The sequence below is a fragment of the Fulvimarina endophytica genome, assembly GCF_003403015.1.
Taxonomy (GTDB): domain Bacteria; phylum Pseudomonadota; class Alphaproteobacteria; order Rhizobiales; family Rhizobiaceae; genus Fulvimarina; species Fulvimarina endophytica.
On record NZ_QURL01000005.1, the window covers coordinates 97441 to 110787 of the forward strand.

Consider the following 13347-nt stretch of genomic DNA (forward strand, 5'->3'; position numbering starts at 1 on the left):
TCAGGGCGCCATCGGGCGCTCGTCCGTCTCCGGAGGAGAGGCGCGCTCCTCGCTCGCCTTCGAACGCGCCAGCGCCTTGGCCTTGCGGCGCCGGTTCACGGCGCGGCGCAGCGCGCGCAGGCGCACGCGCAATGCGAGGCCCGCATCCCCCACCGTCTCCACCTGATCGTTCAGAAGCTCCGCGAGCGCGGACTTGAACTCCGCGTAGCCGAACCGCGCCTCCCCCTCGATCGCCCGCATCACGATCATCCAGGCCGGCGATACGAGCAGCGAGACGGCCGTGACGGCAAGCGCCAGACGGTAGACGTCCATCCCGATCGCACCCGAAGCGAAGGCCGCCGCCGCCAGCACGAAGGAGAATTCGCCGATCTGCGCCATGGACAGGCCGGCCTCCACCGCCGTCTTGTGCGGCAGACCGGCGAGGCGGATCAGCGCGATGTTCCAGGCGCTCTTTGCGACGACCACGAAGATGCTCGCGGTGAGCACAAGCACCCATTCGCGTTGGATGTAATCGATATCGATCAGGAGGCCGATGGAGAGGAAGAAGACCACGAGAAGGATGGCCTGGATCGGTTCGACCACATGGATCACCGACGAGCGCAGCGAGGACGCGCCGACGATCAGGCCTGCGATGAACGCGCCATAGGCCGGCGACAGACCGGCAAAACCCGAGATCGCCGCCGCTCCGAAGCAGAAGGCCAGCGCGCCGAGGGCCAGCATCTCCACATTGCCCTCGACGGCCGCCGCGAAGCGGGGCTTCAATTTCGAGCGGTTTCCCAGATACCAGAGCAGCCAGGCGAGGACGGCGACCGAGACCGCGATCTTGATGGAGAGGCCGATCCAGCCGGCCGCGTCCATGCCGTCACCGCCCAAAGAGGTCGCGATCATCAGCATGGGCACGACCGCGAGATCCTGCGCGATCAGGACCGCGACCGCGATGCGCCCGGGCTGCGAGCGCAGCTCGCCGATATCGTCGAGCATCTTCATCGCCACGACCGTCGAGGAGAGCGCGATGATGAAGCCGAGAATGATCGCTTCGGCAAGCGACGCGTCGGAGATCGCCATCAGCCCGAAGGAAATCGCCATGGCGGCGCCGAGCTGACCGCCCGCAATGAGGATCGCTGGTCTCAGGGACGCGACGAACGCCTTCAGCGACAGCTCCATGCCGATGAAGAACAGAAGCATCAAGACGCCCATCTCGGCGAGCATCGTGATGTCCTCGTTCGAGGCATCGACGACGCCGACGCCGGACGGACCGAGGATGATGCCGGCCAGGATGAAGCCGACGAGTGGCGGCTGCTTCAGGCGCATGAGGAGAATGCCGACCGACACCGCCATCACGATGACGAACGCGATCTCCGTCAGGCCGGTCCCGTGGGCTTGTTGGGCCGCATGTTCCATAGGTCCTCCAGATAGTCGTTCCGCGTTTCCGTTCCCCCTCGCCCGCGGCACAGGTCATGAAAGGCGGGCACTCCCCGTCGCCCTGTCACTCGGGGGCGCCGCCGGCAGAGCGATTTCCGGTCGCCGGGGCCGACACGGTTTGGTGAACGGGCACGGCCTTCCCATATCGGCAAGCAACCGAATTGCACAGGACCAGACCGAATGCCCGAGGCCACACGAAGGCTGACGCCCGACCAGCTCCGCCGATTGAAGCGCGTCGCCAAGATCGCCCGCTTCATGGACACCGCCCTGCGGATTCCGGGGACGGGGATCCGCTTCGGCGGCGATGCGATCGTCGGCCTGCTTCCCGTCATCGGCGATTCCGGCGCTGCCGTCGTGCAGCTCTGGGCCGTCAACGAAGCACGCCGCCTCGGCATGCCCAAGGACAAGCTGGCGCGCATGGTGGGCAATGTGGGCGTGGATACGGTCGTCGGCTCGATCCCGATCCTGGGCAGCGTGTTCGACGTCTATTTCAAGGCGAGCCGCCGAAACCTTCAGATCATTCTCGAACATTTCGGCGAGGAGCATCTCGTCGATGTCATCGACGACGACGAGATGGATATCTCGCGCATGAAGGACATCACGCCCGGCCGAAAGGACAGGCGCTAGCCGGCCTCTGCGCGGTCCCGGGCGAAAGGCTCCGGCCTGTCGTATCCTCGTCATCAGGATGTGAGATCGGTCGCCGATGGTGGGATTTTCCGGACAGGACGAGGACGGGCGATCGAGCGGTCCTCGCACGATCGCCGAAACCTCTGCAGGCGCTACGGCGGTGGAGGCGCCCGACCACGGCGAGATCTTCCGCGCCTTCCTGGTTCTTGGACTGACCGCGTTCGGCGGACCGATCGCCCATCTCGCCTACTTCCGGGAAGCCTTCGTCGTGCGCCGGCGCTGGCTTACCGACCGGGCCTATGCCGATCTCGTCGCCCTGTGCCAGTTCCTGCCCGGCCCCGCGTCGAGCCAGGTCGGCTTTGCGATCGGCTTCTCGCGTGGCGGCCTCCTTGGCGCATGTCTCGCCTGGACCGCATTCACGATTCCCTCCGCTCTCGCCCTGATGTTGTTCGCTCTCGGAGCCGGCCTCGCGAGTGACGGGATCGGCGCCGAGATCATCGGCGGGCTGAAGGTCGCCGCCGTCGCGGTGGTCGCCCATGCGCTTCTCGGAATGGCACGCAATCTGACACCGGACCCGAAACGGGCCGGGATCGCGGTCCTCGCCATCGCGATCCTCGCCTGGATGCCGGGGGCCTTCGGTCAGGTCACGGCAATCTGTGCCGGCGTCGTCCTCGGTCTCGCCATCCTGCCCGGCGTGGCGGTCCAGCCCGAGGCACCCGCGATCTCGACCACCATATCCCGCAGCCTCGCCGCGATCTGCCTGACCGTCTTCCTCGTGCTTCTTCTGGCAGGCCCGATACTCGCCGGGATCGATCCGCTCGGCGAGTTCCTGGCCGGCATCTACCGCGCGGGCGCCCTCGTGTTCGGTGGGGGTCACGTCGTCCTTCCGTTGCTCGAGGCCGAAACCGTCGCGACGGGTTTCGTATCGAAGGAGGCGTTCCTCGCAGGCTATGGCGCGGCGCAGGCCGTGCCCGGCCCGCTCTTCACCTTTGCCGCCTTCCTCGGCACGACAGCCGACGGACCCTCATGGGGCGCGCTCGCCCTCATCGCCGTCTTCATGCCGGGAATGCTTCTTCTCATCGGCATCCTTCCGTTCTGGTCGGCGATCTCGTCCTCGGCAAAGGCACGAACGGCGCTGAGCGGGGCGAATGCCGCCGTGGTCGGCATTCTCGCAGCCGCGCTCTACGATCCGGTCTTCACGAGCGCGATCCTCGATCTGCAAGCCTTCGCGCTCGCGGCACTGCTCTTCGTCATGCTCACCGTCTGGAAGCTTCCGCCCGTCCTCGTCGTCGGCGTCGCGGCCTGCGCTGGGCCTTTCCTTCTCGCCTAGCCGCTCACCATCGCCGGGTCCGCGCGAAGTAATCGTCGGTCGCCCGGCCGAAAGCCGATCGCAGGCCGCGTTCCTCCGCGCGCACGAAGCGGGCGGTGATGAGGAACGGGAAACCGAGCGCGACGATCGCGGAACTCAACGCTCCGAGCCACAATGCCAGACCGAGGAGAACCAGGGTCATCCCGGTATAGATCGGATTGCGATTGATCCGGAACGGTCCTTCGACGATGAGCGCGCTCGGCGTCTCGCCGGGCTCGATCGCCGTCTTCTTGCGCGCAAACCAGAACGCGGCCCAGCCTGCGAGACCGAGGCCGAGACAGGCGAGGACGAGGCCGAGCGCCGCCGAGATCGGGGAGCCGAAGACGTTGATCGGGACATAAAGAGCCGCAAGCCATTCGGCTGCGAAGAATCCGATCGCCCAGACGGGCGGGAGATCGGGAAACCGCTGTCTCATCCCCATGGATCTCAGGCCCCGCCCAGCGTCTCTAAGGAAGCGTCCCGCTCCCGCTTGGCGACATCGAACACCACATGGGCGACGTCCGAGCCGGGTTCGGCCCCTTCCCGTTCGAAGCCGAGATTGCGAGCCATTCGGATCATGTTCGTGTTCTCCCTCAGGATCTCTCCGTAGACCCGCTTCAGGCCGCGCTGGCTCGCATAGTCGAGAATCGCGTTCATCAGCGCGTAGCCGAGCCCCTTCCCCTTCATATCCGAGCGAACGAGCACGGCATATTCGGCTTCCTCGTTCTCGGGATCGGCGATCAGCCTGACGACGCCGAAGATCTCGCCCGTTCCGTAGGCCACGCCCGGCTCGACGGCGACGAAGGCCATCTCGCGGTCGTAGTCGATCTGCGAGAATCGCGCCGACATCTGGTGGGGCATCTGCTTCATCGGGCCCATGAACCGCAGGCGCAGGTCCTCGGCATGGGTCTTTGCGACCATTTCGGCAAGCGCGTTCTCGTCGTCCGGCCGGATCGGCCTCATGAGGAAGCGTTCGCCGCTCTTGAGGTCGACCGCGCGCTCCAGGGCGAACGGATAAGGCCGGATCGCGAGGCGGTCGGCATCCTTTGGAACCGGGCGAACGGCGATATGGGCGTCCAGAGCGAGAACGGCTTCGCCCTGGACGAGAAGCGGATTGATGTCGAGTTCGACGATCTCAGGCACGTGAACCGCGATTTCGGAAAGACGCACCAGAATGTCGACGATCATGCCCATCGGGGCTGCCGGCACGTTTCCGTAGCCTGCAAGGCGGCGCGCGACCCGTGTCTTCTCGACGATGCGCCGGGCGAGCGCAGAATTGAGCGGCGGGAAACCGACGGAGCGGTCAGCGATCACCTCGGCTGCGCGCCCGCCCCGACCGAACAGGACGACCGGACCGAAGGTCGCATCAGTCGCGATCCCCGCGAGAACCTCCAGCCCGTCCCGGGTCTTCGCCATGGGCTGCACGCTGAGACCGAGGATACGGGCCTCCGGCAGGTCCCGGCCGATGCGATCGAGCATCTCGCGCGCGGCTTCGCGGACCGCCTGCGGTCCCCTGAGGTCGAGGCGCACCCCGCCATGGTCGGACTTGTGCGCGATGTCGGGCGAGACGATCTTCAGGGCGATCGGCCCGTCGATGTCAGCCGCCTTCGCTGCCGCGTCGTCGGCATCGGTGGCGATGACCGTTCGCACGGTGGGAATGTCGAAGATTTCGAGAAGACGTTTGCTCTCGGGCTCGGTCATCACGGATCGACCCTCGCCGAGAACCGACGCGATGAGGTCGTGTGCCGCTTCGATGGCGAAGCTCGAAATGTAGATGCCGGCCTCCGGCGTTTCGATGAGATCCCTCTGGTTCGCCTGGTAGCGGACGAGATGGGTGAAGGCCCGGACGGCCTTCGAGGGGGTCTCGAAGGTCGCGATGCCGCCGCTCGTCAGGATCTCGCGCACAGAGCGGCCATTGCGGGCGCCCAGCCAGTTGGCGATCAGCGGCAAGGTGCGCCGATCCTGCTTGAACCGGACGAGCTCCTGCGCCACCGCTACCGGATCGACGATCGCCTGAGGGCAATGGATGGCAAAGACGGCGCCCTGTCCGTCACGCTCGGCGAGAACGTCGAGAACCGCACGATATCGCTCCGGTCCCGCATCGCCGAGAATGTCGATGGGATTGGCTCGCGACCATCCCTTCGGCAGAACCGCGTCGAGGGCGCTGCGCGTTTCCTCGTCGAGCGGCTTCAGGGTGCCGCCGTAAGCCTCCAGCGCGTCGACTGCGAGAATGCCCGCCGCACCGCCATTGGTGACGACCGTCAGCCCGTCGCCGCGGATGCGAAGACCGGTCGCGAGCGTCTCGGCCGCCTCGAACACCTCCTCGATCTTGTTGACGCGCAGGAGGCCCGCCCGGTCGAAGGCCGCGCCATAGACGAGATCGCTGCCCGCAAGCACGCCGGTATGGCTGAGCGCGGCCCGCGAGCCGGCCTCGCTGCGGCCGGCCTTCATGACGATGACGGGCCGCGAACGGGCCGCGATGCGCGCGGCCGACATGAACTTCTTCGCCTGCGTGATGTTCTCGGCGTATAGGAAGATCGCCCGGGTGCGCCGATCGCCGGCGAGGAAATCGAGCATGTCGCCGAAGTCGACATCGCTCATATCGCCCAGCGAGACCACGTGGGAGAAGCCGATCTCCCGCTCTTCGGCCCAGTCGAGCATGGCATTGATGATGGCGCCCGACTGACTGACGAGCGCGATGCCGCCCGCCTGCGGCGTTCGTGCGGCAAAGCTTGCATTCAGCTTCAGGTGCGGGGCCGCAAAGCCCATGGAATTGGGGCCGAGAATGCGCATCAGGCACGAGCCGGCGATATCGAGAACGTCCTGAAAGACGAGATCGGTCTCGTCGGCGGCGCCGAAGCCGGAGGAGACGACGACGGCCGCGCGGCACCCCTTCTCGCAAAGCTGCCGAATGGTTTCGAGGACGAGCGGCGCCTTCACGGCAACGATCGCGAGATCGGGCACCTCCGGGAGCTCCGGGATGCTGGCGAAGCTCGGGAGCGAATGAACCGAACTTCGATGCGGGTTGACCGGCATGATCCGTCCCGCAAATCCGCTGGAGGCGAGATTGTGCATGAGAACGCTGCCGACCGAGCCGGGCGTCTCGCTCGCGCCCACCAGCGCGATGGAGTTCGGACGGAAGAGTTTATCGAAGTTTCGGGTGCTCATGGCGACAAGATGGTCCCGTGCCGGGCGCTCGTCCAACGGGGAGCGGCAGGGTTACGCAGAGCGCATGGCCGCTCGGTTCGCAGAATCTCCACCGGCTGCTATAGCGGGGCCCCGATCAACCGGCCGGACGAGAGCGACAGAATGACCGATACCGAGGCCCGCACCGTTCCGGACGCATTCTTCGACATCCACCGCCACGGCTTCGTGCGGATCGCCGTCGCGACCCCGCCGGTTCGCAATGCCGATCCCGCCTTCAACGGGGCCGCGATCCTCGCCCAGGCCCAGGAGGCGGCGAAGGCCAAGGCAGATCTCGTCGTATTCCCCGAACTCAGCCTGTCGGGATACGCCAATGACGATCTCCATCTTCAGGAGGTTCTCTGCGAAGAGACCGAGCGGCAGCTCGTCGCCCTCGCCCGTTCGACGGCAGGCCTTGCGCCGCTGCTTCTCGTCGGCGCCGTCCTGAAGCGTGCGGGACGCCTATACAACACCGCCGTCGCCATCCATCGCGGCAGGATCCTCGGCGTCGTTCCGAAGATCTTCCTTCCGAACTACCGGGAATATTACGAAAAGCGTTGGTTCGCCTCCGGCGACGGCATGGATGGTCTCACGATGTCGCTCGCCGGACTGTCCGTTCCCTTCGGCCCCGATCTTCTGTTCGCTGCCGAGGATCTTCCCGGCTTCACGGTGCACGCCGAGATCTGCGAGGATTACTGGAGCCCCTTCCCGCCCTCGATCGACGGCGCACTCGCCGGGGCGACGATCCTGTGCAACCTTTCGGCCTCCAACATCACGATCGGCAAGAGCCGCGATCGTCATCTTCTCTCCGCGTCCCAGTCCATGCGCTGCCTCGCGGCCTATGTTTATTCGGCGGCGGGTCACGGCGAGAGCACGACGGATCTGGCCTGGGACGGCCAAGGAGGCATCTACGAACTCGGTGACGAGATGGCGGCCTCCGAGCGCTTCTCCCATGCGAACGATCTCCTCGTCTGCGATATCGACGTGGATCGGATCACGCAGGAAAGACTGCGCATGCCGACCTTCAACGATGCCGCCGCGCGCCGGGCCCATCCGGAAAAGCGGTTTCGAAAGATCTCCTTCGAACATCGGCCCGCGATGCTCGCCGATGCGCTGAAGCGGCCCATCCGGCGCTATCCCTTCGTGCCGAACGATGCGGGCCGGCTCGACGAGGACTGCTACGAAGCCTTCAACATCCAGGTCGAGGGCCTCGTCACGCGCTACAGGGCGACCCCCGGCGACACCATGGTCATCGGCATTTCGGGCGGTCTCGACTCGACCCATGCCATCGTCGTCGCGGCCAAGGCCTGCGACCGGATGAAGGTTCCGCGCTCGAACATCCTCTGCTTCACGATGCCCGGATTTGCCACCGGCGAGACCACGCGTTCGAACGCCTGGACACTGATGAAGGCGATGGGCGTCACCGCCGAGGAAATCGACATCCGGCCGGCGGCGCGGCAGCTTCTCGCCGACATGAACCATCCGTTCTCGGACGGGGAGCCGGTCTACGACATCACCTTCGAGAACGTTCAGGCGGGTCTTCGGACCGATTATCTCTTCCGCCTCGCCAATCAGCGCGGCGGCTTCGTGGTGGGAACCGGCGACCTGTCGGAACTCGCGCTCGGCTGGTGCACCTATGGCGTCGGCGACCAGATGAGCCACTACGCGGTCAACACCGGCGTTCCGAAGACCCTCATTCAGTATCTGATCCGCTGGTGCATCGCCTCGAACCAGTTCGACGCGCAGACGGACGCGGTGCTGGACGCGATTCTCGACACCGAGATTTCGCCCGAGCTCGTTCCCCAGGATGCGCCGGGCGGACTGCAGAGCACCGAGGAGAAGATCGGGCCCTACGAACTCAACGACTTCTTCCTCTTCCACATCCTGAGATACGGATTGCGTCCGTCGAAGGTCGCCTTCCTCGCTCATCAGGCCTGGCATTCGGTCGATGGTGGCAGCTGGCCCCACAAGTTCCCGGATGCGAAGAAGAATGCCTACGATCTCGACACCATCGCTCACTGGCTCGAGAAATTTCTCTTCCGCTTCTTCCAGACCTCCCAGTTCAAGCGATCGGCCCTGCCGAATGGCCCGAAGGTCTCGGCGGGCGGAAGCCTGTCGCCGCGTGGCGACTGGCGTGCGCCGTCCGACGGCCGCGCCGATCTCTGGCTTGCGGAATTGCGCGAGGCTCTGGGCCGGGGATGATGGCCGGACGCGGCGGAGGAACGGGACGGCAGACGATGGGAAACGCGCCGCCGGTCCGATCTTCACCACGTGTCGGCATCGCGGGCGCGTTCAGCCTATCCATTGGATATGTTCGGTGAGAGCGGGGTTGCGTGAGATGCACGAACGCCGCCGGGCCGTTCGGCTCGGCGGCGCCGGTCTCAGGTTCGATTGTCCCAGGACTGGATCGCTTCCTTGAAAACCCGGTCGCCGGGCAATCCCTTCTCGATCGAGACGAGAGCGCGGCGTCCGGTCGCGTAGGCAATCGGAATGTCGATCCATTCCTGATCCTCGAGCAGGGCCAGATTGTTCTGAACGGCCTGGTCGAGATTGTTGAGCGCGATGATGAAGAAACCGTCGGAGATCTTGCCCGCAACGCCGATCAACGGTTCGCCGCGCGCCTGTTCGGTCTGCTTCAATGCGAGGCGCTGGACGGTCGCGACATCGCCTCCCGGGAAATTGTCGGGCGTATCGAAGAGCAATTCGATGACATGGCTCGCCGGCAATGTCGGATCGGCATTGCGCCGGATCGTCATCGTCATCGTCATGTTCTCTTCGGGGATATCCGCAACGGCCCGGATCGCCGGCTCGGGCGGCTGGCCCTCAATCGGCGGTTCCTGGACGACGGACCAGACCACATTGCCGGTCTCCTGCGTCCCCGGCTGTTCGCCGGTCCGCTCCTGATAGAAGACGGCACGCTGGGCGACGGGAACGGAGGGATCGGCCTGGGATGTCGTGGGTGCGGGTTCGGCTCCCTCGGCGCTCGCCGCCGTTTCCGGGGTCTCGCCCCCGACGACCTGCGGCTCCTGGCCGATCTCGCTCGAGACGGTCGGGCTGGTTCCCTCGCTCGCCGCATCCTCGGCCACCGAGGCAGCCGCGACGTCCGTTCCCTCGCCGAACTGGTTCTCTTCACGCTCCGCAGGACCCTCGTCCACCTCGCTGCCGTCGGGCAGCAGGCGCTGGGTGAACTGCCGCGTGCCTTCGCTCTGCGCTCCGGGTTGCGAAGTTGCGGCGCTTCCATCGCCAGCAGCCGTCTGCGTGGCGTCCGTGCCGTCCGTCGCGGCGCCGTCCGCGACCGTGGTCTGGTCTTCGCCCAGGATCGCGCCGGAAATCTCGTCGCCGTAGAACCATGCGACGGCACCCAGGCCCCCGACGATCACCACGAGGGACAGGATCGCGGCCATCGACCCACCGCGATTGCCATGTCTGGCCTCACGCGGGGGAACATAAGCGGGACCCGAGACATCGGCCTCGGGGATGGACACCGAACCATCGAAGTCGCCCGAATAGCCCTGGCGGTCCAGTTCGAAGCTCTCGCGGTCTTCGTTCCGTTCGTCCGGGTGCCGGTCGTCGTGCGAATAATCGGCATAGGCCGCAGCATCCGCCTCGGCCGTCGTGGCTCCGGCGGCTGCGCCGGCAAAACCCGTTGCGGTGCGGGCGGAATAGCGATCGTCCTCGTAACGGCGGCGGTCGTCCTCGTAGGCATCGGCCTCGTGCGTGCCGCTCGCCTCCGACGACGGCGCACCCCAGTTCGACCGGCCGGTATGGACGCCGTAATCATCGCTGCGGGGCAACCCCTCGCCCCGATAGGTCGAGACGCCCGGGGTCGGCGCAAGCGGCGCCTCTTCCAGACGATCCTGAACGACTTCGGCCTGGATCGTCTCGTCGGTCGAGCTTCTGGCCTCGGCGGGCGTGTAGTCGTGGTGAGCGCGATCGTCCGCGTCCGCGTCATCGCCCGAAGGTTCCGGTTCCGGCGGAACTGCGGTCTCCTCGGGATCGATCGACGGGCCGTTCTCCAGCTCGACGTAATGATCCTCGGTGCGCCCGATCGCATCCTCGAGCGCGGCGAGCCTCGCATCCGCGACCTCCGGCGACAGGGGCGGATTGGCGGCCTGAATCTGACGCTGAATAGCGGCCCGCGCCTTCTCGTAGACGCGTGCCCGCATGTCAGGCGTCGACCGCGGCAGACCGTCGATCGTCTTGCGGAGTACGCCGCTCAAGTCAGCCATGAAACGCTATAACCTGGTTCATCAAAGCTTCGATTGATCCCGTTGAAGTTTAATCCTGAAACGGATCGCGAACAAGTATCGTGTCGTCCCGCTCGGGCGAGGTCGACAGCAGTGCGACAGGGGCCGAAACCAGCTCCTCGATATGGCGGACATACTTCACGGCCTGTGCCGGCAGATCGCTCCAGCGGCGGGCGCCGCGCGTGGTCTCGCTCCAGCCGGGCAGGGTCTCGTAGATCGGCTCCAGGGCCTGCTGGTCGGAGACACTCGCCGGAAGATAGTCGATCTCCTCGCCATTGAGCCGGTAGCCGGTGACGACCTTGATCTCGTCGAGACCGTCCAGGACGTCGAGCTTGGTCAGCGCCAGACCCGACAGGCCGTTGATCGCGACCGCCTGTCGCACGAGCACCGCATCGAACCAGCCGCAGCGGCGTTCGCGCCCCGTGACCGTTCCGAACTCGTGGCCGCGCTCGCCGAGGAAACGGCCGATCTCGTTTTTCTGCTCGCTCGGGAACGGACCCTCGCCGACACGGGTCGTATAGGCCTTCGTGATGCCGAGAACGTAGCCAACCTGCCCCGGCCCGGTTCCCGAACCCGCGGCCGCCTGGCCGGCGACGGTGTTGGACGAGGTCACAAAGGGATAGGTGCCGTGGTCGATATCGAGGAGCGAGCCCTGCGCGCCCTCGAACAGGATGCGCTCGCCGCTCTTGCGGCAATTGTCGAGGAGGCGCCACACGCGGTCGATATAGGGCGTGATCTGCGCCGCGACGCTGGTCAGCTCCTCGAGGATGTCCGCATGCTTGATCTCGGGTTCGCCGAGACCGCGCCTCAGCGCGTTGTGGTGGGCGAGCAGTCGCTCGATGCGGGCCGGCAGACCGTCGATATTGGCGAGATCCATCACGCGGATCGCCCGGCGTCCGACCTTGTCCTCATAGGCCGGCCCGATGCCGCGCCCCGTGGTGCCGATCTTCATGCCCTTGGCGGCGGCATTCTCGCGCGCGGCGTCGAGTTCGCGGTGGATGGACAGGATCAGCGCGGCGTTATCTGCGATGCGCAGATTGTCGGGCCCGATCTTGACCCCCTGCCCCTCGAGCCGTGCCTTCTCCGCGACGAAGGCATGGGGATCGAAGACGACGCCGTTGCCGATGACCGAGAGCTTGCCTTCACGCACGATGCCGGAGGGCAGAAGGGACAGTTTGTAGGACACGCCATCGATGACCAGCGTGTGGCCGGCATTGTGGCCGCCCTGGAATCGCACGACGACATCCGCCCGCTCGGACAGCCAATCGACGATCTTTCCCTTTCCTTCGTCGCCCCATTGGGACCCGACGACGACGACATTGGCCATGGTGAACGTACTCCTGCTTCAACGGGTTCTACCGGCCCCTTAACAGGGCGACGGCACTATAGGGAACCGATCTCGCAGACGCGAACGGCCAAACGCGATTCTTTTGTTCACCCATCCTTCTGATCCATCAGGCTTGTCCACCGCTTGCGCGGGCTGCAGCCGGTGCCGTTTGCATGAGCGCTCTGCCCCGGTAGAAGCCGTCTCATGATTCGCATCGTCTCCCATCCTTACGTCCTTCTGGCGCTCACCACTCTCTTCTGGGGCGGCAATGCGGTGGCCGGAAAGCTCGCGGCGGGACATGTCTCGCCGATGCTCCTGACGCTGATGCGCTGGACCTTCGCCTGTTGTCTGATGGCGCCCTTCGCCATCGCCCATGTGCGGGCGGAATGGCCGATCATCCGCCGTCACCTCGTGAGGCTCTTCCTCCTCGGCGCCTGCGGTTTCACGCTCTTCAACGCCTCGCTCTATCTCGCGCTCAACTACACGACGGCCATCAACGCGACGATCGAGCAGTCCTCGATGCCGCTCGTCGTCTTCGTCCTCAACTTTCTTCTCTTTCGAACCCGCGTGACCCCGTATCAGGTCGCGGGCTTCGGATTGACGCTGGTCGGCGTCGCTCTCACTGCCTCCCATGGCGACGTGACGACGCTCCTGACGCTCTCGCTGAATGTCGGCGACGCCATCATGCTGTTCGGCGTGCTGGTCTACGGAGCCTATACGGTCGCGTTGAGGGTCAAGCCCGATCTCTCCTGGCAATCGACGATCTTCTGCCTGTCCGTCGCCGCATTCCTCGCCTCGATCCTCGCCGCGGGCATCGAATATTCGCTCGGCAACACGATCTGGCCGGATCTCACCGGAACCTCGGCCGCGCTCTACACGGCGATCTTCCCCGCCCTCATCGCGCAATCGCTCTACATCAAGGGCGTCGAGGCGATCGGGCCGAACCGGGCCAATCTCTTCGTCAATCTCGTCCCGATCTACGGGGCCGGTCTCGCCGTCCTGATCCTCGGGGAGACGCTCGAATTCTATCATCTCCTGGCGCTCGCCTTCGTGATCGGCGGCATTCTCCTGGCGGAGCGGGGCGGCCGCAAAACCTGGGCTGACAGCGCGAAGAACGCCGGCCCCTCCCATCCGGGCTGACCCTTTCCCGTTTTTCGCAAGCCGCGACGATGCGCGCGGCTTGCCCGTGCGGC

9 protein-coding genes are annotated in these 13347 nt (G+C 65.8%); 4 read left to right on the plus strand and 5 right to left on the minus strand.

Annotated features, from left to right (window positions below; genetic code table 11):
* Nucleotides 1-1401, minus strand: a complete 1401-nt coding sequence (locus DYI37_RS12555; RefSeq protein ID WP_116683612.1) for a cation:proton antiporter — start codon at nt 1399-1401, stop codon at nt 1-3.
* A 201-nt stretch (nt 1402-1602) separates the two neighbouring features.
* Between DYI37_RS12555 and DYI37_RS12560 the strand changes: the two genes are divergently transcribed.
* Together DYI37_RS12560 and chrA are read left to right on the plus strand one after the other, a co-directional pair.
* On the plus strand, nt 1603-2049 hold the full coding sequence (locus DYI37_RS12560) for a DUF4112 domain-containing protein (RefSeq protein ID WP_116683613.1): 447 nt from the start codon (nt 1603-1605) through the stop codon (nt 2047-2049).
* 76 nt (nt 2050-2125) lie between these two features.
* Nucleotides 2126-3379 carry a chromate efflux transporter gene (gene chrA / locus DYI37_RS12565; RefSeq protein WP_116683614.1) on the plus strand — a complete coding sequence of 418 codons (1254 nt, stop codon included), beginning with the start codon at nt 2126-2128 and terminating at the stop codon, nt 3377-3379.
* A 4-nt stretch (nt 3380-3383) separates the two neighbouring features.
* On the opposite strand, the gene DYI37_RS12570 is transcribed toward chrA, so the two are convergent.
* Both DYI37_RS12570 and DYI37_RS12575 read right to left on the minus strand, forming a co-directional pair.
* Nucleotides 3384-3839 (minus strand): methyltransferase family protein, encoded by a 456-nt coding sequence (locus tag DYI37_RS12570; protein WP_116683615.1) that lies wholly within the window; start codon nt 3837-3839, stop codon nt 3384-3386.
* A 5-nt stretch (nt 3840-3844) separates the two neighbouring features.
* Nucleotides 3845-6565: a bifunctional acetate--CoA ligase family protein/GNAT family N-acetyltransferase gene (locus tag DYI37_RS12575; RefSeq protein ID WP_116683616.1), complete on the minus strand. Its 2721-nt coding sequence runs from the start codon at nt 6563-6565 to the stop codon at nt 3845-3847.
* A 141-nt stretch (nt 6566-6706) separates the two neighbouring features.
* On the opposite strand from DYI37_RS12575, the gene DYI37_RS12580 reads away from it, so the two are divergent.
* Nucleotides 6707-8782 (plus strand): NAD(+) synthase, encoded by a 2076-nt coding sequence (locus tag DYI37_RS12580; RefSeq protein ID WP_116683617.1) that lies wholly within the window; start codon nt 6707-6709, stop codon nt 8780-8782.
* 179 nt (nt 8783-8961) lie between these two features.
* On the opposite strand, the gene DYI37_RS12585 is transcribed toward DYI37_RS12580, so the two are convergent.
* Both DYI37_RS12585 and DYI37_RS12590 read right to left on the minus strand, forming a co-directional pair.
* The gene (locus DYI37_RS12585; protein WP_116683618.1) at nt 8962-10809 is read right to left on the minus strand and encodes a hypothetical protein; all 1848 of its coding nucleotides are present in this window, start codon (nt 10807-10809) and stop codon (nt 8962-8964) included.
* Nucleotides 10810-10858: 49 nt separating this feature from the next.
* Nucleotides 10859-12154, minus strand: coding sequence for an adenylosuccinate synthase (locus DYI37_RS12590; RefSeq protein ID WP_116683619.1), 1296 nt, complete (start codon nt 12152-12154; stop codon nt 10859-10861).
* A 213-nt stretch (nt 12155-12367) separates the two neighbouring features.
* Here DYI37_RS12590 and DYI37_RS12595 point away from each other — a divergent pair, with 213 nt between their 5' ends.
* Nucleotides 12368-13294, plus strand: coding sequence for a DMT family transporter (locus DYI37_RS12595; RefSeq protein WP_116683966.1), 927 nt, complete (start codon nt 12368-12370; stop codon nt 13292-13294).
* Nucleotides 13295-13347: the final 53 nt, after the last annotated feature.

What these genes read in the sequence shown, in the direction of transcription:
- chrA (WP_116683614.1), top strand. Translation starts at nt 2,126, where the DNA reads ATGGTGGGATTTTCCGGACAGGACGAGGACGGGCGATCGAGCGGTCCT.
- DYI37_RS12555 (WP_116683612.1), bottom strand. Translation starts at nt 1,401, where the DNA reads ATGGAACATGCGGCCCAACAAGCCCACGGGACCGGCCTGACGGAGATC.
- DYI37_RS12580 (WP_116683617.1), top strand. Translation starts at nt 6,707, where the DNA reads ATGACCGATACCGAGGCCCGCACCGTTCCGGACGCATTCTTCGACATC.
- DYI37_RS12585 (WP_116683618.1), bottom strand. Translation starts at nt 10,809, where the DNA reads ATGGCTGACTTGAGCGGCGTACTCCGCAAGACGATCGACGGTCTGCCG.
- DYI37_RS12590 (WP_116683619.1), bottom strand. Translation starts at nt 12,154, where the DNA reads ATGGCCAATGTCGTCGTCGTCGGGTCCCAATGGGGCGACGAAGGAAAG.
- DYI37_RS12570 (WP_116683615.1), bottom strand. Translation starts at nt 3,839, where the DNA reads ATGGGGATGAGACAGCGGTTTCCCGATCTCCCGCCCGTCTGGGCGATC.
- DYI37_RS12575 (WP_116683616.1), bottom strand. Translation starts at nt 6,565, where the DNA reads ATGAGCACCCGAAACTTCGATAAACTCTTCCGTCCGAACTCCATCGCG.
- DYI37_RS12560 (WP_116683613.1), top strand. Translation starts at nt 1,603, where the DNA reads ATGCCCGAGGCCACACGAAGGCTGACGCCCGACCAGCTCCGCCGATTG.